Below are 25,545 nucleotides of genomic sequence, written 5' to 3'. Positions count from 1 at the left end.
CGGGTCAATCTAGGGTCAATTGGTTCCCAATTGGTGCCAGTTTGATTATAGTGCGCCGCGGGGAGGAGCTCCACATGGGCTGGATTCGCGACCGGATGGAGGAGCTGGAGCCACGAGTGCAAAGCTTCGTCGAACTGGCACAACGGTTGCGTAAGTCCCGGTCGTGGCCTCGGACAGAGCGGATCAAGGAGACGTCGCTCGCGACCTATCTCGGGAAGTTCGATTCGGGAGAGGCGCTGGAGTGGCTCGATCAGCGCCCGGAAGTCCGACATGCGCTCTCCGAAGTCCTGGAGATGACTCAGGAAGAGGTGGACGAGCAGCTCACGGAGCTGCAGCCCACGCGGCCGTCCGGAGGCGCGCGGGTGCGGCTGCGGGACGTGCCGGTCCGTTCGCTCGATCTCCGACGCGATGCACTGCCTCCGGGCATCCCGGCGCAGGTGCGTGATCCCTCCACCTGGCCGCTCTGGTGGCAGGCCCCGAGCGGCTCGGGTCGGACGCTGGTCGGCCAGTGGCTCGAGGCGCGTGGGCTGGCGGTGTTCCTCCAGGCCCAGACGTGGGCCGAGGCCGAGCGCCAGCTCCCGGAGCGCGGCGCGGTCTTCATCAAGCTGGCCTCCGCGGACGGTGTTCCCCAGCGGGCGGCCATGGCGTCCGAGCTGAAGATCTGCGTGGCCACGGAGGCTGCGGCCCCGCGAGTCGTGGAGCACGAGGCCGAGCGCGGTGCCCGCCCCCTTCGCGAGCTCCCCGAGTCCCCGGTTGCCTGGAGGCAGTCGCCGCTGGCGTGGCATCCGGTGAGCAGCCCGGAGGTCCGCGCGTGGCTCCACGAATTGGTGGAGTGGGTGGGCGAGCGCATCACGGTGGATGGCTTCGTCGAGGAGGACTGCCTGCGGTGGCTGGAGACGCCGGAGGTGCTCGCCCGCATCGACACGGTGGGCACGGCGCTGGGGCTGATCGCCCTCTTCGCCACCTTCGCCAGGCGAGGGGACTCCTCCGGGGCGCTGGCCAAGGCGCGGAGCGGGGCGGACGTGGCTCGGCTCTTCCTCCGGATGCGCATGCAGCAGGCGGAGGAGGTCGAGCTGTCGCAGGAGGGGCTCTGGAAGCGGCTCCAGATCATGGGCCGGCGCATGCTCCTGGAGAGCGAGGTGCCGTGGTTCGAGGCCCGTCCGCTGGACGCCTGGCACGCCCTGGCGCACTCGCGGCCGGACGAGGCGGACCTCGAGTGGCTCAGGGAGCTGGAGCGTCAGGGGCTGAAGGTGGATCGCGCCAGCCTGGAGAAGCTGCGAGGCCGACTCCCTCCGGATGCGTTCCGGGTGGTGCGGGCCCTGCGCGAGCTGGATCTGCTGCGCGAGCGGCAGCCTCAGCGGTATTCCTTTCATCCTCCGTGGGTGCTGGCGGGGCTGCTGGAGCAGTGCATCCTCGAGACGCTCGAGCAGGGGCCCCACGTCTGGGGCGCCGTCCTGCTGCGCCAGGAGCACGCGGCGACGGTGTTCGAGGCCCTGCTCGAGCGCTGCCGGAGCAACGACTTCGCGCTCGTGCGAGGGGTGCTCCAGTCACCGGATCTGCGCTCTCCCGAGTGGGTGGCGGCGCTCGAGGCCACCTTCCGGGTGCTCGGCCTGCTCGTGCTGGAGGGCAAGCCGGTTCCCGACGAGCTGCGCCTGGGAGCGCTCCGCGTGCAGCGGGCCCTCGTCGTCCCGGACGCGGCGGGCCTTCCCCGTCCGCGCATTGCCTATGAGGGGTCTCCCACGCGGGAGTCCCTGCTGGTCGATCGCCGCATCTGGTACGCCGCGCTGCTGGCGCTGTCCGAGGTGCTGCCTCCGGGCTCGGACCTCTCGCTGGACTCCTGGTGCACGAAGCCGTCCGCCGAGGCCCGGCGGTGGCTGGTGTACATGGCCTCGTACCGCTCGACGCAGGAGCGGCGCATGCCCGAGCGGTGGCTGATGCCGCTGCTGCTGCTGGGGGGCCGGCTGCTGGAGGGGCTGGGCCCGCTGGCCACGCCTTCCTCGGCGATTCCGCTGCTGCTCCAGCCCGAGCGCCTGCTCCGGCTGCTGCAGCAGAGTCCGCTCTCGCTGAGCGATGTGAACCAGTCCGTCTCCTGGCACGCGCTGGGGGCGATGCTGCCGGAGTATGCGCGGCGGCGGGGCGTGGACTGGGAGCAGTGCGTTCGGAGGATCTGGACGGCGTGGCTCGCCTCGGGCGCGTCGGAGCTGCCTCAGTTCCTTCATCCCTGGGAGGACCACGCCAGGATCTTCTGGCACTTCCTGCCGCCGGAAGCCGTCGAAGTGCTGGCCAGCAAGCGCTACCGCTCGCTCCTGGGCGAGGAGGACGCGTGCCGGTTCTTCCGCAAGGAGCACTGGGACGCGTTCGTGCGGGTCTGGACCCAGCAGACGGAGCCCTGGGGCAGCGAGCCGCTCCCCGTGGTGTGGGAGCAGATTCCCCCGGAGCATGTCCGGCAGGCCATCCGCGCCGGGCGACCGGACTCCCATGATGGAGCGATCCGGAAGGAGCTCTGGCAGCGGCTGCCCGAGGTCTTCTGCGAGGAGATCGACGCCCTGTTCCGCCAGGGTCAGTGGGACAAGGCGCTGGCGCAGGCCGGGTGCGCGCCTGCCGCGTACATTCCGCGCATGCTGGCCAGCGCGAAGGCGGCGCTCGAGCACCGAGGCACGCCTCCGCCTCCGTCCGTGATCCAGTGGCTGCACCACATGATCGCCCAGCGGGCGCCCGACTGGCACAAGGCCTGGACGCTGCTCGAGTACCTGATGCCTCCGGCGCCGATCTGACTCAGAGGACGAGGGGCGGCTCGATGAGGGCGGGAGGCGTGGCTCGCCGGTCCCGAGGGTCCGGCACCCACTCGGGATCGCGAGCCGTCTCCCCCGGCTTCCACGAGCGGGGGACGCGACGCAGGCCGATGGGGAAGAGCCACAGGCGTCCATCCGGGGCGATGCGCAGCCGGATGAAGTTCTTCCAGTCCGGGATGGCCAGGGAGGAGAACGCCTCGTTCGGGTGGGCGCCGAAGCCATTGAGCGAGATCAGCAGGTAGAGCCCCATGATCGTCGGTCCGGCCAGGAAGCCGCCGGCGAAGATGAGCACGGCGCTGATCAAGTCCCGCACGGGGTTGCGGAACGACAGGCCCACGGCGGAGCTCATGAGGTGAGCCACGCCCCAGGCGATCAGGAACGCTGCGGTCAGGTGCACCAGGCCGTGCAGCAGGCCCACGAGCCAGCGCCAGCGCCCGAAGCGCGAGTCCGCGAAGCCAATCAGCCCCAGGATGACCAGCGCGGAGATGATCGTGATGCCCGGGCTGGCGAGCGCCGTGCCCACCACGAGCCCCACGGCGCCCGTGACGCTCGCCGAGCCGATGTTCACCGCGAGCGCCCAGGCCAGCAGCATGTAGAGCAGGCCCGTGAGGACGCCGAAGCGGGGATTGCTCGTCACGAGCCCCAGGTTGCGCCAGCACGCCCGTCGGGACTCCTTGGCGCTGGGGAAGCACTTGCGAGCGGTGAAGCCCTCCGCCAGCGGAGCTTCCTTCCGGGGCACGTGGGTCGGGTGCAGGAAGGCACCGCCACCTCCCGCGATGATCTTCTGTCGCCCTTCGTCGTTCGCGTGGCGCCGGTAGTGGTGGAGATCCCCCGCGAGGAAGACGCTGACCTTCTTGCCGAGGACCTGGTCCTCCAGGAAGGAGAGGTTGTTCTCCAGATAGGATCTGTGGTCGGGAGGACGGACCTGGGCGACCAGCCACGCAGGCTCCGCGAGACAGAGGATGACGCGGTCCTCCTCGCGCATCAGCTTCGCGATCTCCTGGAAGTAGCAGACCTGGGGCTGATCGATGTCCGACTCGAGCTGCATGTCCGTGCCAATCAGCCACCACCCGTGCGGCAGCTTCACGGCGAAGTAGCTGCGCCGCTGGTGTGTCTGCCAGCCGGCGGGGCTGCGGCCCTGGCAGAACAGGCGGATGAAGGAGACGAGCCCGTCATACCAGTCATGGTTCCCCGGGACGGCGAACAGGTGGGGCGGCGGGCGCTGGCCACGCATCGCCGCGGTCCAGGGCTGGAGGGTCCGCTCGTCATACGCCTTCACGCTCGCGGTCGGGTACACCTCGTCCCCGCCGAACACGAGCACCTCGCCGCCATGCGTCTCGTAGGAGGTGCCCGTCTCATCCGTCACCGTGAGCGTGGGCCGCGCCACCGTCTGGGCCACCGCGTACGTGGAGTCCCAGCCATCCCCGAGGTCCGCCACGTAGTCGAGCCAGAGCTCCTTCCGAGACTTGCCCGCTGCATCGACGGAGAAGTCACAGGGCTCCACCTCGGGAGCCGCCAGCGCATCCAGCAGCCGGCGATCGGCCTGCTTGCCAATGGTGGCCGAGATGGCGGCCCGCACGCCGGTCCTGGCCAGCATGAGGGGATCCAGCCAGGACACCATCCGTCGGCCGGGTGGGCGCCGGGGCGGCCTGGCCGGAGAGGGCGCCGGCGCGGCGATCACATCGGTGGTGGAACCCATGGCGCCTCTGGGGTGGGGGAGGGAGAAGGAGCGATGCGGCGGGAGCGCTCGATGACGTGCTCGGCGAAGCGGTCCGCCAGGGCGGCGATGGTGAGGCTGGGGTTGGGACCGGTGGGGCCCGGCATCACGGCGCCATCCGCCACGTAGAGCCCGGGGTGGTTGAAGACCTCTCCATATGCGTCCACCACGCCCTCCTCGGCGGAGCGGCCCATGGGGCAGCCGCCCAGCGGGTGCACGGTGATGACGCGGCTGAGGTAGCTCAGGGGATTGGGGATCAGCTTTCCCTCGAGCGCGTCGGCGATCTCCGCCATCGTCCGCCGGACGCGCTGGAAGTAGCTGGACGAGCGGCGGATGCGCCAGTCGACGTCCAGCAGCCCGTCGCGGTTCAGCGTCATCCGGCCATCCGGGAGATCCCGCCCCATGGCGAGCAGGGGCAGCGAGCTGGCCGAGCCCACGCAGTCACCGAGCACCTCGGCGATCTCCGCGCTCACGTCCGTGTCCCGGCTGAGGCCGAGCCACCCCTTGACGACCTTGTGGCCCAGGCGAGCGAAGCGGCGCAGCACGGCGAGCTGGTTTCCGCTCTCGTAGAGCCAGTTGACGAACTCCGGGTAGCCCGCGTCCTCGATGTAGTAGCCGCGGCCGGTGCCGCCCTCGGCCGCGTCGCGGATGTGGAGGGCGCTGGTGATGACGGGGCCGTGGCCTCCATCGAGGATGCGCGGCTCACGCTTGCCCTTGCTCTGGTTGGTGCACTTGAAGAGGAAGCCCAGCAGGTCGCCGTTGCCGCAGAAGCGGGTCCCGAGCTGTTCGCTGAGCCCCGGGAACGCAGCGCGGTTGTTGAGCAGCAGGTACGCGGTGCCGAACGTCCCCGCCGCCAGGATGAGCTTGTCCGCGGAGATGACCGTGCGCGGCAGCATCGACGTGGGGACCTCGGGCCGCTCGCCCTCCCGGGCCTCCGAGTGGTCCACATACTCGACGACGTACTCGCCATCCTCGGGCCAGAAGGACTTCACCTCGCAGCGCACCCGAAGCTCCGCGCCGAGCCGCTTCGCTTCGGACAGCGCCGTGTAGTCGAGCGTGTTCTTGCTGCCGTAGTTGCAGCCGAAGTCGCACTCGCCACACAGCCGGCAGGTGAGGCGGGTGCGGCCGTGGAGGTTCGGCTGGCGCTCCTGGATGGGCTCGCCCGGGATGGGGGGCTGGCCGGGGTTGGCGAACGTCACCGCGAGCGGCGGCAACTGCCAGTCCTCCTGCAGGCCCATGCGCTCGGCGGCGAGCTTCATCGCCAGGGTCTTCGCGGTCTGACGGTAGGGCTCGTGCTCGAGGGGGTAGCGCTGGGTCCCGATCATCTTCTCCACGGTGTCGTAGTGGGGCTCGAGTTCCTCGCGGGTGACAGGCCAGTACTCGTAGCCGCCGTCCTGGAGGTTCTCGCGGACGAAGGTCTTCTCGTCCTTGCGCAGCAGCACGTTGGCGTAGATGAGCGAGCCGCCGCCGAGCCCGCTCGCCACCACGCCGCCGAGCCCGCGGAAGGACCACAGGTTGAAGAGGCCGTGGAGGCCCTCGCTCGGGTCCCAGAAGTTACGGCGCATGGCGTAGGGGCTGCGAGGGAAGGAGCCGGGGGGATAGGTCTTTCCGCGCTCCAGGACGCAGACACGCAGGCCCGCCTCCGCCAGCCGCCAGGCCATCACCGAGCCGCCGAAGCCAGAGCCCACGATGATGGCGTCGAAGTGTTCACGTCGTGCAGGCATGGCGCGGCTCCTGGCTCAGGGGGGAGAGATGGCCTCGCGCTCCACGGCATCTGGCTCGCGGGCCATGGGGGCGTAGACGTCCCAGAGGGTGCCGAGGAAGAACCGGCCGAAGCGCATCACCGCCTGGGGGCCATCGACGCCTTCCCGCGCCGAGCGCATGCTGGAGACGATCTTGAGCACGTCGCCCAGGCCCAGCTTGAGCACGCCCGCGCCCACCACCGGTCCGCGCTCGTCCTGGCCCTCGTGGAGGCGACAGTAGAGCCGGGTGGTGTCCCGCCACAGGTCCGGTCCCGGCTCGTCGCGGATGGTCTTCGTGCCCGCCAGGTAGTACTCGCGGCCCTGGTGCTCGAAGGCCATGCCATAGGTCATCAGCCGGACGTTCGGATCGTCGCCGGACTTGAACAGGTTGAAGCTGCCGCGCTTCACCGGGATGTTGTCGCCGAAGGGCGGATAGGAGACGTGGGCCACGAGCCGGGCCGCGTGCGCCGGGTCTCGGATGAAGGCCTCCATGTCATCCACGCTGATGGTGGCGTGGAAGGTGAAGGGTGTGTGGCGGCCCTTGCCGGCGCCCACGGTGGGGTCGGTCTCGTCGAGGGCCAGGGGACCGGACATGGTCTCGCGGAAGGTGAGTTCGGGGGCGGGTGCGTTCATTCGAGTGATCTCCGGAGTGAGCGGGAGGCCTGAGTCGCCGCGGGTCGCGAGGTAGCGCTGGGCGTCCGCGTACCCGAGGTCGATGAGGGTGCCGGCGGTGACGTGGCCGGCGTAGAAGTCCGGATCCAGCGGCAGGGGGCGCTCGGGCTTGATGAGGTGGACGACGATGGGCTGGCGGTGGCCGTGGACCACCTCGCCGGCGCGGATGCGATCGTTCAGCTCCTGGATGCGCTCGAGCTGCTCGAAGAGGGCGCCATTGGCGCTCATCTCGATCATATGGACGTACTGGTGGAACACGCCGCGCCGATAGGTGGGCGTGTTGCCAATGCACCACAGCACCCACAGCTCATTGGCGCCGCGGCGCACCGCCTCGAGCAGGTTGGCGTCCTGGATCCACACGGAGTCCGTGTACAGCCCGCCGTTCTTGCGGACCGGAGGCATGAAGATGGGCAGCGAGATGCCCGCGACGAGCAGCTCCTGGTCCACGCGGGTGTGGGGGATGGCCTCGTTTGTCTTGCGCGTGAAGTCGCAGACGTTGAAGGTGCCCGCCATGGAGGTGTTGGCGCGGATGGCCTCCACGTTGATACCGAGGTGCGGGAAGACGTGGTCGACGATTCCATCCGCATCGCCCAGGGCCTCCATGTTCCACGCCGTCAGGTACTTCTCGGGAGAGACGAAGGAGACGAACTCCTTCACCCGCAGCGTCCGCCAGCGGTCGCACATCTCCTGAGGCGACTGGCCTGACAGCAGCATCGCCAGGTTGATGATGCCGCCGGAGGTTCCGTCGCCGTGCGTGAAGCGGAGACCCTCCTCGTCGAGCGCGCGCAGGACGCCGGCCTGCCAGGCCACGCGCATGCCGCCGCCCGCGAGGATGATGGCCCGCTTGCGGCCATCCGCGGCCATGGGGACAGTGACAGGGGAGGGCGCCGGGAGCGGCTCGGCCACGGGCGCGGACTTGAGAGGCGGGTACACCGTCGCCATGCGCTCGGCACGGCGCATCAGGCCCAGGTAGCCCAGGATCAGCACTCCTGAGAGCAGATCGAACCCGGCGACCCCGAGGGCGAGCGGCGAGAAGATGCCACGCGCGACGCCCAGGCTCACCGCGACGCACGCGCCGAGCTTCTGGATGCCGGCCCACACGAAGGCAGCCGGGTTCTCCTTCGGGCGGACCAGCGCATGGAGCAGCAGGCCGCCGAAGAGGACCATGAACATGCCGACGATGCCGAAGAAGTGGCGGCTCGTCGGAGTCGACTCCGCGCGAAGGAACCCGAGCTCGAAGCCCGGAGCGACGAGCTGGACGGCCCCGCTCACCACCGTGGCGACGGAGATGGCTCGCAGGATCCAGCGCAGCCAGCGCTCAGTCCGTCCCCTCATGACCGGGCCTCCACCCACCGGCGGACGCCCGTCCCCTCCTGGGCCGGCTTCCGGGTCTCGGCGTGAGCGGGCTGAGCGGCTCGCAGCAGCTTGTGGGCGAAGTAGCCCATCATGGCGAGCCACTGCACGGTCCACAGCCCCACGCGGATGCGGTTGGTGGTCATCCACCCGGCGAGCACTTCGCGCAGGCGCTCGGGGTCCCGGATGCCCGAGGCCATCTCCGCGTTGTACCGGAAGATGAGGAACCGGGTGAGGAGCGTGGCGGCCACGACGCCCAGGAAGACGATGACGGGGTACCAGCGCAGCGGGCTCTTGCGCTCGGCGATGAACAGCACGACGGCGGACACCAGCATCACCAGCGTCATCCAGGTGAAGAACCGGGTGGCGGCGGTCACCTGGGGGACGAACTGGAGGTAGTAGTTGTCCACCGTGAGCTGCGGAGCGATGGGGAACGAGAAGAGCACCAGCGACCAGCCGGTCCCCAGGTACATCGAGGCACAGAGGAACAGCAGGCACGCGTTGAGCATGTGAAGGACCGTGCGCCTCATGGGTGGGCTCCCATCCCCGCATCATCCGTGACGGCCTCGAGCCGGCGCGGCGCGGAGTCCTCGCCTTCCGCTCGGGGAGGCGGCAGCCACTTCTGGCTCAAGCCGAGCCCCACCACGCTCTCCAGTCCCTCGGGCTGCTCCCGCGGGAGCTGGGGATAGCTGAGGAACCAGGCCTCGAAGTGATCGTCCAGCACGCCGCTCGACTCGGGGAAGAAGCCGACGAAGAGCGGGCGGGAGGAGGCACCGAGCTTCTTGAGCGGCTGCACGCGCGGATGGTCTCCGAGGGTGAGCCGGGCCGAGGCCTTCCTCCCGAGACGGAAGGCGAACTTCCCACGGAAGTAGATGAAGGACTTCATCAGCATCCCGCGGAACTGGCAGTAGTTGGCGCCGCTGGCGCGCAGCGGCAGCCAGGCCTTGCCGGGCCGGTCGATCTCGATGCGCACCGCGAGCTGCCCATCCTTGTCGTACTGGCTGCTGACGGTGCGCTCGCTGATGTGGAAGTCCAGGTTCGCCTGGTGCTTGGGCATGCCCCAGATGCCCTTGCCGCCCTTCACGGAGATCTCCGTGCTCACCGGCAGGTCCACCACGTACTGGCCCAGCCCGTAGTGCTTCTGGAACAGCAGGGGCAGCACCGGGGGAGCGGGCTTGCGGCCGTGGGTGCACGCGATGGCGACGCTGAACTCGATGTAGGGTCCGATGTCCGTGTCGCGGTAGTCGATGACCGTGACGAGCAGCAGGCTCTTGTTGCCCCAGAGCCTCAGCGGGTGCACCTCGTTGCCGGGCAGCAGCCCGGCGGCCCGCCGCGCGTCGACGGTGAAGGCCGCCATCAGGGCGGGGGAGGAGCGCGAGTTGATGGGCAGCGCGTAGGGAATGCCGTCCACTCTCGAGAAGCGTCCGGTCTGCCGCTTGATTCGTCGGGGCATCATCCACATGGCAGCGCTCCGTCACGCCGGCTTTTCGAGCTCGGCGAGGATGAGGGGGAAGACGTCTCGGGCCGCGTCCTGGCCCATGAAGATGTCCAGGTGGCCGTAGTCCGGAATCACGTGCAGCGCGTGGTAGCCGGGCCGGCGCGCGGAGAGCCGCTCGTAGGTGCGCCGCTGGCTCTCGGGCAGGAAGCACCGGTTCAGCTCCCCGGCCAGGAAGACGAAGCGGGCATCCGTCTCCGGAGGGCGCTCGGCCACGTCATCGGGCAGCTCCCGGTAGCCCTCCACCGGCACCAGGTGCCCGGCGCGCAGGCACTCGGCCATCTGCTGGAAGAAGGTGAGCGGCACCTTGGCGAACTCGTGCTTCAGCCACTCGTGCGTCTCGGGGTTGAGGTTCTCGTGCCGCCAGAGCGTGGGGAACCCCGTGCCGTAGGTGAAGCTCGCCAGCCGGCACACCGTGTTGTCGCACTCGTGGTGGGTGGCCTTCACCAGCAGGGTGATGGCTCGGGCCGTGAACCCCTCCGCGCGCAGGCCCCACTGCGGGTCCAGGTAGGGCGTCATCCTCGCCACCACCGGCACGGCATAGCGGGCCTTGAGCCGCGCCGAGCGTGGCACCACCGGGTGCAGGGAGACGGCGTTGCTGATGATGAGCTTCACCTGGGGGACGAGCCCCGCCATGGCCGAGAGCATGAAGCTCGTCGAGCCCTGGCAGTGGATGATGGCCTTCACCTCGTCCCGGCCGGTCTCCTGGACGATCGTCTGGATGGCCTTCGGGTGGTCATGGACGGCGGCCTGGTCGAGCGTCCACTCGCTGGGCTCCACGTCGATGCTCGCGCGCCAGTTCTCCAGCCACACGTCGTAGCCAGCAGCCAGCAGCGCGTCGACGAGCGTCTCCCGCACGGGCGCGCGGAAGATGTTGGCGCGCACGCCCGCGCCATGGACGAGCACCACCGGCCCCAGCGTGGGGGCCTGCTCGCCCTGGACGTGGATCAGGTTGAGCGCTCGGCCGTCTCCCGCGAGGAACGGCACGACGTGCTCGGTGGGGCCAGCAGGGGAGGAAGACTGGGCTTGCATGACGGGGCCACGCTCCTCGGCGAGGGCACACGGCTCCCGTGCTCCCCCACCGCCTGCCCCCGCGGCACGTCAGCGGAGGTCTCGATCGCGGTAGAGGGCTCTGTCAGCGGATGTGACGGCTCGTGATTCGGGGGCCGGGAGCTCGGCCTCCGGCAGGCCACCGAGGCTGGCGGCCCTCTGGCCTCAGCGCAGCCCGGCGCGGCGGCCCAGCTCCTTCGCCAGCTCGCGCAATTCCTCCACGCCTGGCGCGGTGGGGCTGGTGTCGAAGACCACCTCGTAGCCCAGCCCGGCCTGGTTGATGGCCTCCGAGCGGGGGATGCGCGTGCGCAGCACGGGGACGGTGGACTCCTCGAGCGCGGCATCCATCGCGTCATTGGTGGCGGTGGTGCGCCGGTCCCAGAGGTTGACCACGGCCACCAGCTCGCCGCCTTCCTCGCGAGCGTCGCGCCAGGCGGTCTCTATCTCTCCCAGCCCCTGCAGCGCGAAGGCGCCCATGGGGACGGGAGCGACCACTACATCGGCGTGGTGGAGCACCGCCTCGGTGAAGGCGCCCAGGTTCGGAGGCGTGTCGGCGATGATGATGTCCGGAGTCCAGCTCAGCGTCTTGAGCGCCCGGGGGATGGCCTGCAGGCGGTGGCCCCACTGGAAGAGCTCTCGCTCCATGGCGGCCATGCGGGGCTGGGCGCGGGCGATGAAGAGGTTGGGGCGCTTGGGCGAGGCCACCACCACCTCCTCCAGCCGGTGGCGGGGCCGAGGGCCGAACGCGTCCGCCACGCACGGCGCGTCCGCGGGATCCAGGCCCAGCACGAGCGAGGCATGCGCCTGCGGATCGAGGTCCATCAACAGCACCCGGCGGCCGGCATCCGCCAGGGCCGCGGCGACGTGGACACAGAGGGTGGTCTTCCCGACTCCGCCTTTGATGGTGGAGAACGCGATCATCGGCATGGCGCCATGACCTATAGCTCAGCCCGGGATGCGAGAGAGGGCGGCGTCGAACAGCACCGTCTCCAGCCGCTCCTGGTCGTAATCAGACATGCCATGGAAGGCGAAGGAGAGCCGGTAGTTGCCGATCTGCTTGCGCGAGGAGACGAGCTTGGCTCGGCCGATGATGGGGTCCATCCCGTCCGGCATCCTCAGCGTGAAGCCCACCATCTCGTTCTCGCCGGGGGGCTTGCCGAGCACCACCGAGAAGCCGCCCTTGGAGACATCCAGGGTCATCGCTCGCATGATGCCCGCGTTGAGGCTGAGCTCGATCTGCATCGCCTGGGCGACGCGGAACGTCTGTCGCGCCATCTCGCCCGGCTTCAACGTCATGCCCTGGGCTGCCGTCAGCGCGCGCGCGAACTGCTCACGAGCCTGGAGATAGAGCTGCTTCTCCTCGTCGTTGAGCTGCTTCTGCCGGGCCCGCTTGTGGAGTGCCCGGAACTCCTGGAGCCATCCATTCACGCTCATGGGTGCGATGGTATGCCCCACTTCGGGTGCAGTGCACCATTGGGTTGCCCCATTTCGAGGCCTGCTCGATTCCGGCGCACCATTTCAGTGCAGTCTGCCGGCCGTAAAAGCCGTAGAGCCGCGATTTTCCTGGGGATGAGCGGAGGCATTCGGGGTGCAAGGGAGCAGGGCTCCCCCGCTTCGGAGGCCCTCCATGGTCATCCCCCGCATCGTCCCTGACTCCAGGCCGCCGCCGCCCGTGCTCCTCATCAGCGCGGGCGCCGCCTTGCTGGCCGGCCTCATCATCCGCTCGCTGAAGCGCCGACACCGCCGGGCCTCCTCCTCGCGAGGCGTCGAGGTCTCCAGCACGGGCAGGACGGTGCGCAAGCCGGCCTCCTCTCGAGCCAAGGGTCACCGGGCCCTGCTCGCCGCCTCCACCGGGAGCCACGCGCGGGTGACGAGCTCCCACGCTGCGGTGTGTGAGAAGTGATGTCGCCCCTGATCGAGTCCCTGGCCGCGGTCGAGTCGCTCTCGGAGGCTGTGGAGCCCACGCTCTGCGTCAAAGACGTGTGGACGACGGAGTCGGCTCCGGAGGAGTTCCTGCGCGAGGTGGAGGACACCCTGAGCGGGTTCCTGAGGGAAAACCCCGAGGCGTGGGAAGTGGGCAGAGGGTAGGTGCCTCCCGCGGAGCGCTGATGGTATTCGGCACTCGCGCTGGCATGGCCGCGCGGGAGGACCGGATGCCGAAGTCGTTGCCGAAGTCGAAGCGCGCGAAGGATGACGTGCTCGCGGAGCTGCGCCAGCTGCGCTCCGAGGACGCGCGTTGGAAGGAAGGCCGCACGTTCAGCCTCGTGTACTACGTGGATGACGAGCACTCGAGGCTGCTCAAGGAGGCCTACGGCGAGTACATGGCCGAGAATGGCCTGTCGCCGGTGGCCTTCCCCTCGCTGCGCCGCATGGAGGCCGAGGTGGTCTCCATGGTCGCCGGGCTCTTCCACGGCGATGACGACGTGGCCGGGACGATGACCACGGGCGGCACCGAGAGCATCATGATGGCGGTGAAGACGGCGCGCGAGTGGGCCCGCGGCGAGAAGGGCATCGCCCGGCCGGAGATCATCGCGCCCTCCTCGGTGCACCCGGCCTTCGAGAAGGCGGCGCACTACTTCGACGTCGAGCTGCGCCACGCGGCCACGGCGCCGGACCTGCGGGTGGATGTGCGGGACGTGGAGCGGCTCATCACTCCCAACACGGCGATGATCGTCGGGAGCGCGCCGCCGTACCCGCATGGCGTGGTGGACCCCATCACCGAGCTGGCAGCGCTGGCGCAGTCGCGCGGTCTGCTGTGCCACGTGGACGCGTGCCTGGGCGGCCTCTTCCTCCCGTTCGCGAAGAAGCTCGGCCGCGACATTCCTCCGTTCGACTTCTCGGTGCCGGGCGTCACGTCGATGTCCGCGGACCTCCACAAGTACGGGTACTCGGCGAAGGGCGCGTCGGTGGTGCTGCACCGCAACCGCGCGCTGCGGCGGCACCAGTTCTACACCTACTCGGCGTGGCCCGGAGGGCTGTACGCCTCGCCGTCCATGACGGGCACGCGGCCCGGAGGCGCCATCGCCGCGGCCTGGGCGGTGATGCACTACCTGGGCGAGGACGGGTACCTGGAGCACGCGCGGCGCATCCTCGCGACGACGGACAAGCTGATCGCCGGCATCAACGCCATTCCGGGCCTGCGTGTCCTGGGGGCGCCGGAGGTGGGCGTCTTCGCGTTCTCCTCGGACTCGATCAACGTGTACGAGCTGGCCGACGCGATGGAGGTGCGCGGCTGGAAGCTGGATCGGCAGCAGAAGCCTCCCGCGCTGCACTGCATGATCACCCCCGCGCACGAGCGCATCGCGGACGTGCTGCTGGCGGACCTGCGGGACTGCGCCTCGAGGCTCGCGGCGGGCGAGCCGGCGCCCGAGGGCAGCGCGGCGATGTATGGCATGGTCGGGGCCATCCCCGATCAGAAGCAGGTGGACGGCTTCCTCCTGGAGTTCCTCGACGGGGTGTTCGACCGCGGCTGAGCGGCGCGCTGAGAGGAGGAGCGGCTCGATGGCTCACGTGGGAGCGTGCCGATGACGGTCATCCAGGTGCTCGGGTGCATCCTCTTCCCGGCCGCGGCCATCTGGGCGGGCGAGCGCTACCGCGTGGCGAAGTTCTTCGGCCCGGTGACCGTCTGCTACCTGGCCGGAATCCTCGTGGCGAACCTGCCGGGAGTGAGGCTGTCCGCGGAGGCCGCGCTGCGCGTGAGCGAGGTCGCCGTGCCGCTGGCCATCCCCCTGCTGCTCTTCTCCTCGGACGTGCGCCAGTGGCCGAGGCTGGCGCGCTCGCTGATCATCTCCTTCTCGCTGGCGTGCCTGGCGGCGGTGCTCTCCGCTGGAGCCGTGGGCTGGTTCTTCCGGGGGCAGTTCGACGAGTGGTGGAAGATCGCGGGCATGCTGGTGGGCGTGTACGTCGGCGGCACCGCCAACATGGCTGCCATTGGCAAGGTGCTGGAGGCGCGCAGTGAGACGTTCGTCCTGCTCAACGCGGCGGACCTGATGGCGGGAGGCCTGTACCTCCTCTTCCTGCTCACCTTCGCGCAGCGGCTGTTCCTGCGCTTCATGAGGCCCTTCACCGCGGTGCCCCACCACGAGCCCTTCGAGCACCCGGGCGAGCCGCTCGGCGTCTGGACGCGGCACCACCTGCGGGACATGGGGTTCGGCTTCGGGCTCGCGGTGGCCATCGCGGCGGTGGCGGTCGGCGGGACGCTGCTCGCGTTCGGGAAGCTGGAGGCCAGTCCGGCGCTGCTCGGCATCACCACCCTGGGAATCGTCGCCTCTTTGTCCCAGAAGGTGCGCTCGCTGGTGGGGACCTACGAGCTCGGCGAGTACCTGCTGCTCATCTTCTGCGTGGCCATGGGCTCGCTGGCGGATGCGCGAGTGCTGGTCGGTGGTAACTCCACCCTGGTCATCTTCGTATGGGTGGTCATGGGCCTGGCCATCGTCATCCACACCGCGCTCTCGAAGCTGCTGCGCATCGACGCGGACAGCACGCTCATCTGCTCCACCGCCACCATCTACGGGCCGGCGCAGATAGGCCCGGTGGCAGCGGCCCTGAAGAATCGCGCCCTGGTGGGACCGGGGTTGACCCTGGGGCTCGCGGGCCTGGCGCTCGGTAACTACCTGGGATTGTTGACGGCTTGGGGCCTGCGCTGGCTCGCGGGAGGCTGATCCTCTCTTTTTTCCGCAACTCTGAGAAATCGCTTCCGATAACCCGTGTAAGTCAGTTCTTACATGAGGTCATCGGCCATGGTCGCCCCTATCTCCTCCTCTCGAGTGACGACGCAGTCCGCGCGCTCCTCCAACCCCACCCTGCGTGAGGGCTCCCGTGGCCCCGCGGTGCGTGACCTCCAGAACCTGCTGAAGAGCAAGGGCTTCAACCCTGGCGGCGTGGACGGCGTGTTCGGCCCGAAGACGAAGGCGGCGGTGCTGTCCTTCCAGCGCGCCCAGGGCATCAGCGTGGACGGCATCGTCGGTCCGCAGACGTGGGGCAAGCTGAAGGGCGCTGGCGGCTCGAAGCCTCCCTCCGGCCCCACCCCGGGCCCCGCGGCGAAGGGCACGGCCGAGGACTTCGTGCAGAAGGCCCTGGCGCAGCGCGGTGACCGCTACGTGTTCGGCGCGGAGACCAACCTGAACGACAAGAACCCGGACACGTTCGACTGCTCGGAGCTGGTGCAGTGGGCGGCGCACCAGGCGGGCGTGAGCGTTCCGGACGGGACGATGAACCAGGTGCCGTTCTTCCGCCAGAAGGGCACGCAGATCTCCGTGGATCAGGCGCTGAAGACGCGCGGCGCGCTGCTCTACCGGCCGGGCCACGTGGCCATCAGCCTGGGCGACGGGCGCACCATCGAGGCGCGCGGCAAGAACTACGGCGTGAACATCTTCAACGCCAATGGCCGCGGCTGGACGTCCGGCGCGCTGATCCCGGGCCTGAAGTACTGAGCCACACGTCGTCCTCGAGCAGCACCCTGGGGCTCAGTGCCGAGAGGCGCTGGGCCCCAGTGCTCATTCGCGGGTGACGGCGCGAAGGATGAGCTCCCGGCGCTGATCCAGCTGGCGCAGCGCCAGGGGCAGCAGCAGCCGGTAGAGCACGGCGTAGAGCGCGGCGCACAGGGCGATCATCGCCGCCGTCTGGAGCGTCGGCCCTGACTTGCCGGCCATGCGCAGGGCCCAGCCGAAGGGCATGCAGCCCACGCTGGCGGCGAGGATGCCGAGCATGGAGGCGGTGAGGGGCAGCTTGTCCCGGCGCTTGAGGCTGGCGTGGAACTTCACCGGGAAGTACAGCGACAGGAAGTTGCCGGCGGCCAGCATCACGGGCACCAGGGCGGCCACGGAGGCCATGGAGCACAGGAAGTCCACCCACGTGCCGAAGCCGAAGTAGACCCGATAGAACAGGCCCACCAGCAGGGCCATGCCCAGGCCGGCCACGCCCTGCACCAGGTTCTTGGCGCGCAGCACGTCGGCCAGCTCCATGGGCGCGGCCAGGAAGATGGCGAAGCCCTGCCCGTCATAGGCGAAGGTGTTCTGCGAGAAGGTGGAGGAGATGACGACGGCGGCGTAGACGGACAGCCCGCCCATCAGCCACGCATCCGCGGACTCCCCGAGCATGTAGACGAACAAGTCCCGCCCGGACAGCAGCTTCAGGAGGATGGCGAGCACGAAGGGCACGGAGGTGAGCAGCCGCGCGCGCGGGTTGCGCCACAGGTCCAGCACCTCGCGGGCGAGGATCGTCCGGAACCGGGTGGACGTTCGAGCGAACGGATCGCGATCTCCAGACTCCTTCATCGCGGGGCCGGCGCGTCCCGCCTGGCGGTGGAAGCGCATGAGCAGCACGTAGGCCACGGCCAGGCCGATGACGGTGAACACCGCCAGCCCGAAGGACTCGAGCAGCGCCAGGCGCAGGCGCCCATAGGCGAGCTGCCCCAGCGAGTCTCCGAAGAAGCCCGGAGGCACGCGGCTCAGCGCGATGGCGGCGTTGACGATGATGTCCATGTTCAGCGCCTCCACGCCAGCCTCGCCCATGGCGGTGAGCCACGAGGTGTCGACGGGAGGGATGAACGAGGCGGCGAAGAGGAAGGCGAACAGCCCGCCGCCGATGATCTCCGCGCTGCGCTTCTCACGCAGCACGTTGATGACGGCGTGCAGGGCCACGCGGCTCCAGGCGGCGCACAGCAGGGCGAACAGGACGTAGTTGATGACGGCGATCCACGGCGCGCGCAGGTGATGGACGGAGGCGTAGCCCAGGGCGGCGCCGGTGAGGGGCGCGTAGAAGACGAGGGCGCGCGGCTCGAAGAGGCTGGCCACGCTGGAGGAGATGAGCAGCCGGAAGGGCGAGATGGGGAAGGGCGCGTACCGGCTCAGCTCGGAGTGGTCATCCACGCCCGCCGACAAGAGCGGCCAGGTGACCCACACCGCCGTGGTGACGAAGCACAGCAGGTTGAGGATGAAGTACGGCCACACGTTGCTCTCGGCCACGGGCGGCAGCCGCATGAGCCCGAAGAAGGCCAGCCCGAAGAAGAGCGCCGGGGCGCTGGAGCCCACGAACGTCGCCACCGCCAGCAGCTTGCTGGGGCGCCCGGAGCCACGGTTGAGGCCGATCTGCAGCCGCAGCCCCCACAAGAGCCACAGGTGGCGCAGGAAGCCGGGAACGGGAGGCGGGCTCACGCGGACTCCCGGCGCAGGGGAACCACCGGGGCGGGGGACTCTCCATAGAAGGAGAGGCGGGCGTTGCGCGCGGCCGGCACGGAGATGAGCTTCTCGAAGACGGCCTCCAGCGAGGGCGTGTCGTAGCGGGTGAGCAGCTCCGGCACGGTGCCCTGGTCCAGCATGCGCCCGCCGCGGATGATGCCCGCGTGGGTGGCCAGGCGCTCGGCGATCTCCAGCACGTGCGTGGTGAGCAGCAGGGTGACGCCGCGCCGGCTCAGCTCGCGCAGCAGCTCGCGGATGACGCCCGCGGCCAGCACGTCGATGCCCTCGAAGGGCTCATCCAGGAAGACGAGCTCCGGCGCGTGGATGAGCGCCGCGGCGATGGCCAGCCGCCGCCGCATGCCCTTGGAGTACTCGGCGACGAGCGCTCCGGCCTTGTAGGTGAGCTCGGTGAGCTCCAGCAGCTCCACGGCGCGAGAGGCGGCCTCGTCTCCGGACAGGCCGTACATGCGACCGCAGAAGGTGAGGTACTGCCGGCCGGTGAGCCGCTCGAAGAGGCTGAGCTCCTCGGGCACCATGCCGATGCGCCGCTTCACCTCCATGGGCTGCTTCACGGCATCCATGCCCAGCAGCTGGATGGTGCCCGCGTCGGGGCCATACACGCCGGTGAGGATGGTGAGGGAGGTGGACTTCCCGGCGCCGTTGGGGCCCAGGTAGGCGTAGAAGGCGCCTCGGGGGATCTGGATGTCCAGCCCGTTGAGTGCGGTGAAGCTGCCGAAGCGCTTGACGAGCCCGCGGGCATCGACGGCCAGGTCGGTGGGGGAGGGCGACATGTGAGCGCCCAGTCTCGGTCCACCGAGCCCCCTCCGACAATCCCCCCTGATCAGTGCATCAGGGACATCTCGGGCGGGCCGACGATCTGCTGCACCGTCATCCGCACCTTGTCCAGGTCCACCGGCTTGGAGATGTAGCCGGCGGCGCCGACCAGCTCCGCCTCCCACTCGAAGCCGTAGCCGGAGATGATGATGATGGGGAGGTTGCGCGCCCTGGGCATCTTCTTCAGCGCGTCGAGCAGCCCCCACCCGCTCATGACGGGCATCCGCAGGTCCAACAGCACCGCGGCGGGCATGTCTCCCTCCAACAGGTCCAGCGCCTCTCGGCCGTTGGACGCCTGGACGGTGCGGTAACCCAGTTCCTCGAGGGCATCGCAGATGAGCGTGCGGTGGCTCGCGTCGTCATCGACGACCAGGATGTGGGACATGGTGAGGCCTCAGTGAGACAAGCAGCGGGGGTGTGGTGATTCTATGGGGACCAAGATGGGATCGATCTCTCCATAGCGGAAGTGGGGGATCCAATTTTGAACACCCACTTACCCCCAGGGGATGTTCCGTTCAGGGAGAACCCCCCCGAAAAGACGCAGTGCGTTCTGCCCCAGCAGCCCCGCCTCCACCTCGTCCCCCAGCTTCAGGCCCAGCAGCTGCTTCAGCTCGCGATCCCAAGCATAGGGCAGCTGGGGGAAGTCGGTCCCATAGAGGATGCGCTCGGGGCGCACGTCCAGCGCCCGGCGCGGCAGGGCGATGGGGAAGTAGTCCGCCATGGCCATCGTCGTGTCCAGCCAGAGGGTGTCGTAGCGCTCCAGCAGCCGCACGTAGGCGTCGAACTCATCCGCCCCCATGTGCGGGACGCACAGCCTCAGGGTGGGATGGTCCTTCAGCACCCGCTCCACCCGCTCCGCCGAGCACAGCGCGTGCGGATCACACCTGTAATGTGGGCTCGCCGGCTCCCGGCCCGCGTGCATGACGAGGGGCTTTCCGGCCCGGGCACAGGCCTCGTACACCTCGTGCAGCGCGGGCGCGTCCGGGGCGAAGCACTGGACGTGGCAGTGCAGCTTCACGCCCTGGAGCCCCGCGGCGAAGGCCTCCGCGAGGATGTCCGCCGCGCCCTCCTCTCCGGGCAGCACCGTGGCCAGCCCCACCACGCGCGGCTCGGCGCGGACCACCTCGGCCATGTACTGGTTGAGCAGGCGCGCCATGCCCGGCTTGTGCGAGTACGCGAGCGCCACCACCCGGCTCACCCCGCGCGAGAGCAGGAAGGCCACCACCTCGGGGGTGTGCAGCTTGTAGCGGATGGGCCAGCCGTACTGCTCGAACCAGCGCCAGATGGCCTCGAAGACGGGATCCGGGAACAGGTGGACGTGGGCATCCACCACGGGTGGCAGTCCCTCGGGTAGCCGAGGCCCCTCCTCGTCATTCAGCGCGGGCAGCGGCAGGGAGCGGCTCGGGTCCATCCAGGCCGCCATGGCGCCGAGACACGTCGGAGCTTCATCGTGGAGGGACATGGCGAGGGCTCGGGCCCGCTACTCCTTCTTGGGAGTCGGTGCCTTCTCCTGATCCACTCGCCGCAGGGTGTCCTGCTGCTGTGCGTAGCCCTGGCGCTCCAGGCGCTGGGCCTCGATGAGGTCCGCGACCTTGGCGCACACGTGTCCGAGCGTCCGCAGCGAGTCCGCGAGCACCTTCTCCAGCTGATCCTGGGCGTCCGGCCGCTTGAGGACGGTCCTGTCGCGGCGGAACAGCAGTGGGACCTTCATCCCGCTCAATCTAAGGGAAGCGCCCCTCGGGGTCACGGCTCTGGAGCAGGAGCGGCACAAAGAGCGCCTGATCGGCCTGTCGGGCACTTGACGCAGCGGGCCGGCCATCAACAGCTTTACAGACTGGCAAATTTACAACATTCCTTCCCTTTCGTCCGGGGGAGGGCTCGAGGCCCCCTGTCTGAGCCGCCAACATATTGAAAAAACTGGCGTTTGACGAATTTTCAAGAGGGGGGATGACGCCGAGTTAATAAGTGCTTAGAGTGCTCCCCACTGAAACCCACTCTTCGCACGGGGGACTGCGCGATGGCTTACGACGGCGAGCTTGTAAAGATGGAGAACGGTCGCTGGGCGCGGTTCCAGCGCTGCCGGGTGTACCGGCCGGGCGTGGATGACGCGGGCGAGACGATGCTGCTGATCGCGGTGGAGCTCGAGGAGCGCTACCAGCGCATGCTGGACACCGTGGCGGACTCGCTGGCCCAGTACCGGCGCCAGGGCATCCCGGTGCAGGTCCGCATGGATGAGGCGCAGGGCGTCACCCTGCAGCCCGAGAGCTCCGAGGCCTCGGTTCACTGAGCCTCTTGCCCTCTGGGGCAAGCCCCTTGTTCACGCTTTGACAATTTCGAGGCCCCGCGCCTTTGACGGCACGGGGCCTCTGCTTTTACTGCGCACCCGGACGACGCGCCGCGGCCAGGCTCACTGGCCGTTCAGCCACCGCTCATAGGCCTCGAAGCCGTACTCGCGGCCCAGGAAGTCCTTCACGAGCCGTGCGGCCTCCTTGGCGCCACCGGGCTCGAGCACGGCGCGGCGGTAGCGCAGGGCGGGCGCGGGGTTCATCAGCCCCTCGGCCTGGAAGGGCGTGAAGAGGTCCTTCGCGATCACCAGCGACCACATGTAGGTGTAGTAGATGGCCGAGTACCCCTCCAGGTGGCCGAAGGACAGGTGGAAGTAGGTGTCCGGCGCGTACTTGAAGGGGGTGTAGCGCTCCTGGAGCTGCTTCACGAGCGCGGTGGTGTCCAGGCTCTTGGGGTCGCGGTTGTAGAAGTTGAGGCTGGTGGCCGCGTAGAACATCTGCTGGCGCACCCACAGGCCCTTGCCGAACTCCTCGGCCTTTTTCATGCGCTGGATGACGTCGGCGGGCAGCGGCTCCTGCGTCTGGTAGTGCCTGGCGAACGTCTGGAGCGACTCCGGCGCCCAGGCCCACTCCTCGAGCATCTGCGAGGGCGCCTCGACGAAGTCCCACTCGGTGCGCACCCCGGACAGCCCCGCCCAGCGCGCGCGGCCACCGAGGATGTGGTGCAGCAGGTGGCCGAACTCGTGGAAGAAGGTCTCCACGTCGTCGTGCTGCATCAGCGCGGGCTCGGCGCCGGGCTTGGGGAAGTTGCACATCAGCACGCCCTCGGGGAGCGTCTGGCCGGCCTTGCCCGTGGCCAGGTCGAACTGCGCCGCGTGCTTGTACTTGTCCGCGCGCGGGTGCATGTCCAGGAAGACGCGGCCCAGCAGCGTGCCGCCCTCGTAGACGTCATACGCCTCGATGTCCGGGTGCCACACCTGGGCCTCCGTCAGGCGCTTGTAGGTGATGCCGAACAGGCGCGAGGTGATGTCCAGCACGCCATCGCGCACGCGCGAGTACTCGAAGTAGGGGCGCACCGCCTGCGAGTCGTGGTTGTACTGCTCGGCCTTCACCCGGTCCTCGAGGTAGGCCTGGTCCCACGGGTTGACGACGGTGGCCTTGGGCTCGTCCTTGCGCTTGCGGGCCAGCAGCGTCTCGTAGTCGATGCGGGCGCGGTTGCTGGAGGCGGCGGTGATCTTCTCGATGAAGTCCGCGGCGGCCTTGTCGCTGCGGATCATCTTGTCCTCGGTGGTGTAGGCGGCCCAGCTGGGGTAGCCGAGCAGCGTGGCCAGCTCGTGGCGCTTGGAGATGAGGCGCGAGAGGGTGTCCAGGTTCTTCGGGTGGCCGCGCTGGCGGGAGACGCGCCAGAGGGCCTCGCGGGCCTTGGCGCTTCGGGCGTACGTGAGGAAGGGGACGTAGTCCGGGTAGTCGGTGGTGATGCGCACCTTGCCGTTGGGCCCGGGCTTGTGGCTCTGCACGTAGTCCGAGGGCAGGCCCGCGAGCTCCTTCGGGTCGAGCTCCACGAAGCGCACGTCCTCGCGGATGTTGCGGCCGAAGTCCTGGCCGATCCGGGTGAGCTCCTCCTGGAGCGCGAGCACCCTGGCGCGCGTGGCCTCGTCCCGGTCCACGCCGGCGCGGCGGAAGTTGCGCAGCTCGTCGGCGACGTAGTGCCGCGTGGCCTCGTCCTGCCCGCTCGGCTCGAGGCTGGCGAGCACGTCGTAGACGCCGCGATCCAGGGTGAGCTCGTTGACGGCCTTCTCCACCTCGGACTCGCAGTCCTGGGCGGCGGTGCGCATGGCCTCAGCCGGGTGGGAGTTGGTGCCGATGGAGGCGCGCCCCGCGGCGTCGTGGAGCAGGGCGGTGGCGTCGTCGTAGAGCTCCAGCGCGGTGAGGGTGTCTCGGGGGGAGGGCAGGGCCTTGAAGCGGGCGATGGTCTCTCGGGCCTTCTGGATGTCCTGGCGGCACGCGCCCAGGAACCCGGCGGGCGTGCTCATGAGGTGGTGCGCCGCGTCAGGCACCAGCGGGGCCGGCCGGGGCGCGGGGGTCGGGGCGGGGGTTGCCTGGGCGGTGGGTGGGGGGGCGTTGGCGGTGGAGCTGGCGCACCCTGCGAGCGCAGTGGCGGCGGCGAGAGCGAGTGTGAGACGGCGCACGAAGTAGGTCCCTTCCAGAGCGGGGGAATGGTCGGTTTCAACCCGGGCGGAGCGGCGGCATTCCCAGGCCCGCCCCCTGACCGGCGAGGCAGGTTACCCGGGCTCGCAACATTTCTTCATGGAACTGCAATGGCGGGCCAACAGGCCTCGTATGTGATGGCACCACTGATGACAGGGGCGCGGCCGGCGCCCTGGATCGGGTGGAGGCCTCATGTTGGCGGAGACGAGTCGCGAGTGGGCACGGGAGCCCGTCGTTTTCGGGCACGCGCTGGAGACGTTGGTGGCCGAGGCGGAGGTGCTCGCCCCGCATGTCCTGGACGACTTCTCGCGGCTGGGCCTGCCTCCGCGGCACGTCCTCGAGGTGGCGTACCCCTTGGAGGTGTGGTCGGAAGCCCTGCACACCCTCGTCGAGGCGCTCTCGGCGGACGTGGGGACGGCCGCGGCGGAGTTCCTCCTGGGGCAGCGCTATGTCGCCCAGTCCCTGCGCTCGCGGATCGGCTCGGCCCTGAACGCCCACGCGCAGGTGGTGGGGCCGCAGCGGACGCTGATGCGCACGGCGCGCAACCTCCGCATGGCCAACAACTTCATCGATGCCCGGGTGCGAGCGCTCCCTGGAGGCAAGGGCTGGGAGCTGTTCATCTGCCCCCTGCCGGAGTTCGCCGCGTCGAAGCTGCTCCAGATGGATCCGCCGCACTTCCTCCGGGGCATGCTCATGCGCTCGCTCGAGGTGGCTGGCGCGCACGGGGTCCGCATGGAGCTCGTGGGCCACGACGAGCTGCTCGGCACGGCCACCTTCCACGTGTTCTTCTGAGGCCCGGCCCCGGCCCTGGTCGTCAGGCGGTGATCTGGAAGAAGCGCTCGGCGTTCTCGTAGGCCACGCGCCGCACGATGCGGTCCGAGAGGTTGGCCTTCGCCAGCAGGCGGGCCAGGCGCGCCAGGCCGAGGATGTCTCCCGCCCCATCGCCCGCGTCGGAGTTGAGCACCAGCCGCTCACTGCCCAGCTTGCGCACCAGCGCCACCGCGCGCTCGGCCTTCAGCGCCTCGGGGTGCAGCGTCAGCCCGGCCCAGTGTCCGCAGCCCAGGATGGCTCCCACTGTCCGTCCCGTGGCGTGGTCCACCAGCGCGCGAGAGGGCAGCAGCCCCGAGGTGCGCAGCAGCGCGAGGATCCGCCGGGTGTGGCGCTCCTTGTCCTGCGTGGGCGTGTGCACCACCACCCGCAGCTTCAGCCGCCGCGCCAGCGCGAGCTGCTCCAGGAAGGCCTCTTCCTCTTCCTCCCCGCCGGCATGCAGCCCCGTCTCTCCCAGCGCCACCACGCGCCCGCCCTGGAAGTAGTCCGGCAGGCGGGAGAGCACTTCCGACAAGCCCCTGCGCGGGATGCAGCGCGGGTGCACCCCCAGCGCCGCGTACGCGCGGATGCCCAGCCGCTCCAGGCGCGGCAGCTGCCGGCCCACCAGCTCATCGAAGTGGCTCAGCAGCGCCTTGGCGCTGGGCTCCGCGAAGTGATGGGCCACCACCAGCACCCGCTCCACTCCGAAGAAGCGCATGGACTCGAGGTCCTGATCACTCAGGGCCTCGGGGTGCAGGTGCGCGTCGAAGAGAGAGGGCAGCTCGGGCAAGGGGGCTCTCACACAGCGGGACAGCCATCTATATCCTGAGTCCGACACGCCCTCAGTGGCGGCGCGCCGTGCCCACTGCGTGCGCCTGGCTGGCTGGCCGCACTACCCCCGAGGTCACTCCCCGTAACACATGTTGCGCTGTGTCAAGCACACTCCGTGTATGTGCGCTGTTGCTGCTCAGGGCCGCTGTCGGTTTTCAGAAACTCATAGGGTCCGTAACGCCCGGTGGTGTGCAGTTCGCCCCTTCCCCCTTGTCCAAAGGAGCGGTTTGAGGTTCTTAAGCTCCTGTCTTCTGGGGGGGATTTGGACTCAGCAGCATCCCCGACCCCGTGCCCGAGGCGTGGTGACCCTCACGTCCTCCAGTTCGGGATTTCAGCATGGTCACAGAATTTTACTTGTACGGGTGTAAGAATCCGTACATGATGGAAAACGCCATGAGTCGTCAACCGGGGGCTGTGATGAGCACCACCGCAAAGCCCATGAAAAAACTACCTCCTGCGCAACAGGAGGTGAAGGTGTTCTATAGGCCACGTTTCGGCATCCGTGCCGAGAGCGGGGGCCTCTCCGTAGATGTCAGCGCGCGGCCACAGCAGGACAGCGACGACACGCAGCGCGGTTGACG

General features: G+C 69.3%; 24 protein-coding genes. 9 read left to right on the top strand and 15 right to left on the bottom strand.

Features of this window, described 5'->3' with window-relative positions; all coding sequences use genetic code 11:
- Positions 1-74 precede the first annotated feature (74 nt).
- Entirely contained in the window at positions 75-2,774 is a 2,700-nt protein-coding gene (locus KY572_RS08275) for a hypothetical protein (protein WP_224241976.1), read from the top strand.
- 1 nt (position 2,775) lies between these two features.
- On the opposite strand, the gene KY572_RS08270 is transcribed toward KY572_RS08275, so the two are convergent.
- From KY572_RS08270 to KY572_RS08235, 8 genes are all read right to left on the bottom strand, one after another.
- The gene (locus tag KY572_RS08270; RefSeq protein WP_224241975.1) at positions 2,776-4,491 is read right to left on the bottom strand and encodes an MATE family efflux transporter; all 1,716 of its coding nucleotides are present in this window, start codon (positions 4,489-4,491) and stop codon (positions 2,776-2,778) included.
- Complete coding sequence (locus KY572_RS08265) at positions 4,470-6,233, bottom strand: GMC oxidoreductase (protein ID WP_224241974.1); 1,764 nt, start codon at positions 6,231-6,233, stop codon at positions 4,470-4,472. The genes KY572_RS08270 and KY572_RS08265 overlap by 22 nt, the downstream gene beginning before the upstream one ends.
- Positions 6,234-6,248: 15 nt before the next feature.
- Complete coding sequence (locus KY572_RS08260) at positions 6,249-8,258, bottom strand: patatin-like phospholipase family protein (RefSeq protein ID WP_224241973.1); 2,010 nt, start codon at positions 8,256-8,258, stop codon at positions 6,249-6,251.
- Positions 8,255-8,806: a hypothetical protein gene (locus KY572_RS08255; protein WP_224241972.1), complete on the bottom strand. Its 552-nt coding sequence runs from the start codon at positions 8,804-8,806 to the stop codon at positions 8,255-8,257. Before KY572_RS08255 ends, KY572_RS08260 begins: the two co-directional genes overlap by 4 nt.
- Entirely contained in the window at positions 8,803-9,732 is a 930-nt protein-coding gene (locus tag KY572_RS08250; RefSeq protein WP_224241971.1) for an acetoacetate decarboxylase family protein, read from the bottom strand. The genes KY572_RS08255 and KY572_RS08250 overlap by 4 nt, the downstream gene beginning before the upstream one ends.
- 18 nt (positions 9,733-9,750) lie before the next feature.
- Entirely contained in the window at positions 9,751-10,803 is a 1,053-nt protein-coding gene (locus KY572_RS08245; RefSeq protein ID WP_224241970.1) for an alpha/beta fold hydrolase, read from the bottom strand.
- A 183-nt stretch (positions 10,804-10,986) separates the two neighbouring features.
- Positions 10,987-11,748, bottom strand: coding sequence for a ParA family protein (locus KY572_RS08240; RefSeq protein ID WP_224241969.1), 762 nt, complete (start codon positions 11,746-11,748; stop codon positions 10,987-10,989).
- Between the two features lie 18 nt (positions 11,749-11,766).
- The gene (locus tag KY572_RS08235; RefSeq protein WP_224241968.1) at positions 11,767-12,255 is read right to left on the bottom strand and encodes a PilZ domain-containing protein; all 489 of its coding nucleotides are present in this window, start codon (positions 12,253-12,255) and stop codon (positions 11,767-11,769) included.
- Between the two features lie 193 nt (positions 12,256-12,448).
- Here KY572_RS08235 and KY572_RS08230 point away from each other — a divergent pair, with 193 nt between their 5' ends.
- From KY572_RS08230 to KY572_RS08210, 5 genes are all read left to right on the top strand, one after another.
- Positions 12,449-12,724 (top strand): hypothetical protein, encoded by a 276-nt coding sequence (locus tag KY572_RS08230; RefSeq protein ID WP_224241967.1) that lies wholly within the window; start codon positions 12,449-12,451, stop codon positions 12,722-12,724.
- Positions 12,724-12,909 (top strand): hypothetical protein, encoded by a 186-nt coding sequence (locus KY572_RS08225; protein ID WP_224241966.1) that lies wholly within the window; start codon positions 12,724-12,726, stop codon positions 12,907-12,909. The genes KY572_RS08230 and KY572_RS08225 overlap by 1 nt, the downstream gene beginning before the upstream one ends.
- A 65-nt stretch (positions 12,910-12,974) precedes the next feature.
- A complete protein-coding gene (locus KY572_RS08220) occupies positions 12,975-14,294 on the top strand; it encodes a pyridoxal phosphate-dependent decarboxylase family protein (RefSeq protein ID WP_224241965.1) in 1,320 nt (439 codons plus the stop codon).
- Positions 14,295-14,345: 51 nt separating this feature from the next.
- The gene (locus tag KY572_RS08215) at positions 14,346-15,482 is read left to right on the top strand and encodes a DUF819 family protein (RefSeq protein WP_224241964.1); all 1,137 of its coding nucleotides are present in this window, start codon (positions 14,346-14,348) and stop codon (positions 15,480-15,482) included.
- 78 nt (positions 15,483-15,560) lie between these two features.
- Entirely contained in the window at positions 15,561-16,253 is a 693-nt protein-coding gene (locus tag KY572_RS08210; protein ID WP_224241963.1) for a C40 family peptidase, read from the top strand.
- A 63-nt stretch (positions 16,254-16,316) separates the two neighbouring features.
- Here the strand turns inward: KY572_RS08210 and KY572_RS08205 are convergent, their stop codons facing one another.
- The 5 genes from KY572_RS08205 to KY572_RS08185 all read right to left on the bottom strand — a co-directional run bounded on the left by KY572_RS08205 (position 16,317) and on the right by KY572_RS08185 (position 20,544).
- Positions 16,317-17,975, bottom strand: a complete 1,659-nt coding sequence (locus tag KY572_RS08205; protein ID WP_224241962.1) for a hypothetical protein — start codon at positions 17,973-17,975, stop codon at positions 16,317-16,319.
- Positions 17,972-18,790: an ABC transporter ATP-binding protein gene (locus KY572_RS08200; protein WP_224241961.1), complete on the bottom strand. Its 819-nt coding sequence runs from the start codon at positions 18,788-18,790 to the stop codon at positions 17,972-17,974. Before KY572_RS08200 ends, KY572_RS08205 begins: the two co-directional genes overlap by 4 nt.
- Positions 18,791-18,840: 50 nt before the next feature.
- Complete coding sequence (locus KY572_RS08195) at positions 18,841-19,218, bottom strand: response regulator (protein ID WP_044190286.1); 378 nt, start codon at positions 19,216-19,218, stop codon at positions 18,841-18,843.
- A gap of 108 nt (positions 19,219-19,326) precedes the next feature.
- On the bottom strand, positions 19,327-20,256 hold the full coding sequence (locus KY572_RS08190; protein WP_317987828.1) for an amidohydrolase family protein: 930 nt from the start codon (positions 20,254-20,256) through the stop codon (positions 19,327-19,329).
- A 57-nt stretch (positions 20,257-20,313) separates the two neighbouring features.
- Entirely contained in the window at positions 20,314-20,544 is a 231-nt protein-coding gene (locus KY572_RS08185; protein WP_224241959.1) for a hypothetical protein, read from the bottom strand.
- A gap of 306 nt (positions 20,545-20,850) precedes the next feature.
- Here KY572_RS08185 and KY572_RS08180 point away from each other — a divergent pair, with 306 nt between their 5' ends.
- Positions 20,851-21,120 (top strand): hypothetical protein, encoded by a 270-nt coding sequence (locus KY572_RS08180; protein ID WP_317987827.1) that lies wholly within the window; start codon positions 20,851-20,853, stop codon positions 21,118-21,120.
- A gap of 120 nt (positions 21,121-21,240) precedes the next feature.
- On the opposite strand, the gene KY572_RS08175 is transcribed toward KY572_RS08180, so the two are convergent.
- A complete protein-coding gene (locus KY572_RS08175; protein WP_224241957.1) occupies positions 21,241-23,151 on the bottom strand; it encodes a M3 family metallopeptidase in 1,911 nt (636 codons plus the stop codon).
- Positions 23,152-23,518: 367 nt separating this feature from the next.
- On the opposite strand from KY572_RS08175, the gene KY572_RS08170 reads away from it, so the two are divergent.
- Positions 23,519-24,118 carry a DUF2378 family protein gene (locus KY572_RS08170; protein WP_224241956.1) on the top strand — a complete coding sequence of 200 codons (600 nt, stop codon included), beginning with the start codon at positions 23,519-23,521 and terminating at the stop codon, positions 24,116-24,118.
- Positions 24,119-24,140: 22 nt separating this feature from the next.
- On the opposite strand, the gene KY572_RS08165 is transcribed toward KY572_RS08170, so the two are convergent.
- The gene (locus KY572_RS08165) at positions 24,141-24,923 is read right to left on the bottom strand and encodes a TatD family hydrolase (protein ID WP_224241955.1); all 783 of its coding nucleotides are present in this window, start codon (positions 24,921-24,923) and stop codon (positions 24,141-24,143) included.
- 419 nt (positions 24,924-25,342) lie between these two features.
- Between KY572_RS08165 and KY572_RS08160 the strand changes: the two genes are divergently transcribed.
- Complete coding sequence (locus tag KY572_RS08160) at positions 25,343-25,543, top strand: hypothetical protein (RefSeq protein WP_224241954.1); 201 nt, start codon at positions 25,343-25,345, stop codon at positions 25,541-25,543.
- Positions 25,544-25,545 lie beyond the last annotated feature (2 nt).

Origin of the sequence: Hyalangium gracile (genome assembly GCF_020103725.1) — a bacterium.
Taxonomy (GTDB): domain Bacteria; phylum Myxococcota; class Myxococcia; order Myxococcales; family Myxococcaceae; genus Hyalangium; species Hyalangium gracile.
This window is presented reverse-complemented; position numbering and strand designations above follow the sequence as displayed.

Excerpts from the sequence above, each read along its gene's own strand:
- KY572_RS08180 (WP_317987827.1), top strand. The coding sequence starts at position 20,851 with ATGGCTTACGACGGCGAGCTTGTAAAGATGGAGAACGGTCGCTGGGCG.
- KY572_RS08175 (WP_224241957.1), bottom strand. The coding sequence starts at position 23,151 with ATGAGCACGCCCGCCGGGTTCCTGGGCGCGTGCCGCCAGGACATCCAG.
- KY572_RS08240 (WP_224241969.1), bottom strand. The coding sequence starts at position 11,748 with ATGCCGATGATCGCGTTCTCCACCATCAAAGGCGGAGTCGGGAAGACC.
- KY572_RS08255 (WP_224241972.1), bottom strand. The coding sequence starts at position 8,806 with ATGAGGCGCACGGTCCTTCACATGCTCAACGCGTGCCTGCTGTTCCTC.
- KY572_RS08270 (WP_224241975.1), bottom strand. The coding sequence starts at position 4,491 with ATGGGTTCCACCACCGATGTGATCGCCGCGCCGGCGCCCTCTCCGGCC.
- KY572_RS08215 (WP_224241964.1), top strand. The coding sequence starts at position 14,346 with ATGACGGTCATCCAGGTGCTCGGGTGCATCCTCTTCCCGGCCGCGGCC.
- KY572_RS08185 (WP_224241959.1), bottom strand. The coding sequence starts at position 20,544 with ATGAAGGTCCCACTGCTGTTCCGCCGCGACAGGACCGTCCTCAAGCGG.
- KY572_RS08230 (WP_224241967.1), top strand. The coding sequence starts at position 12,449 with ATGGTCATCCCCCGCATCGTCCCTGACTCCAGGCCGCCGCCGCCCGTG.
- KY572_RS08260 (WP_224241973.1), bottom strand. The coding sequence starts at position 8,258 with ATGAGGGGACGGACTGAGCGCTGGCTGCGCTGGATCCTGCGAGCCATC.
- KY572_RS08195 (WP_044190286.1), bottom strand. The coding sequence starts at position 19,218 with ATGTCCCACATCCTGGTCGTCGATGACGACGCGAGCCACCGCACGCTC.
- KY572_RS08225 (WP_224241966.1), top strand. The coding sequence starts at position 12,724 with ATGTCGCCCCTGATCGAGTCCCTGGCCGCGGTCGAGTCGCTCTCGGAG.
- KY572_RS08275 (WP_224241976.1), top strand. The coding sequence starts at position 75 with ATGGGCTGGATTCGCGACCGGATGGAGGAGCTGGAGCCACGAGTGCAA.
- KY572_RS08210 (WP_224241963.1), top strand. The coding sequence starts at position 15,561 with ATGGTCGCCCCTATCTCCTCCTCTCGAGTGACGACGCAGTCCGCGCGC.
- KY572_RS08220 (WP_224241965.1), top strand. The coding sequence starts at position 12,975 with ATGCCGAAGTCGTTGCCGAAGTCGAAGCGCGCGAAGGATGACGTGCTC.
- KY572_RS08170 (WP_224241956.1), top strand. The coding sequence starts at position 23,519 with ATGTTGGCGGAGACGAGTCGCGAGTGGGCACGGGAGCCCGTCGTTTTC.
- KY572_RS08265 (WP_224241974.1), bottom strand. The coding sequence starts at position 6,233 with ATGCCTGCACGACGTGAACACTTCGACGCCATCATCGTGGGCTCTGGC.
- KY572_RS08200 (WP_224241961.1), bottom strand. The coding sequence starts at position 18,790 with ATGTCGCCCTCCCCCACCGACCTGGCCGTCGATGCCCGCGGGCTCGTC.
- KY572_RS08190 (WP_317987828.1), bottom strand. The coding sequence starts at position 20,256 with ATGGCGGCCTGGATGGACCCGAGCCGCTCCCTGCCGCTGCCCGCGCTG.
- KY572_RS08160 (WP_224241954.1), top strand. The coding sequence starts at position 25,343 with ATGATGGAAAACGCCATGAGTCGTCAACCGGGGGCTGTGATGAGCACC.
- KY572_RS08235 (WP_224241968.1), bottom strand. The coding sequence starts at position 12,255 with ATGAGCGTGAATGGATGGCTCCAGGAGTTCCGGGCACTCCACAAGCGG.
- KY572_RS08245 (WP_224241970.1), bottom strand. The coding sequence starts at position 10,803 with ATGCAAGCCCAGTCTTCCTCCCCTGCTGGCCCCACCGAGCACGTCGTG.
- KY572_RS08250 (WP_224241971.1), bottom strand. The coding sequence starts at position 9,732 with ATGATGCCCCGACGAATCAAGCGGCAGACCGGACGCTTCTCGAGAGTG.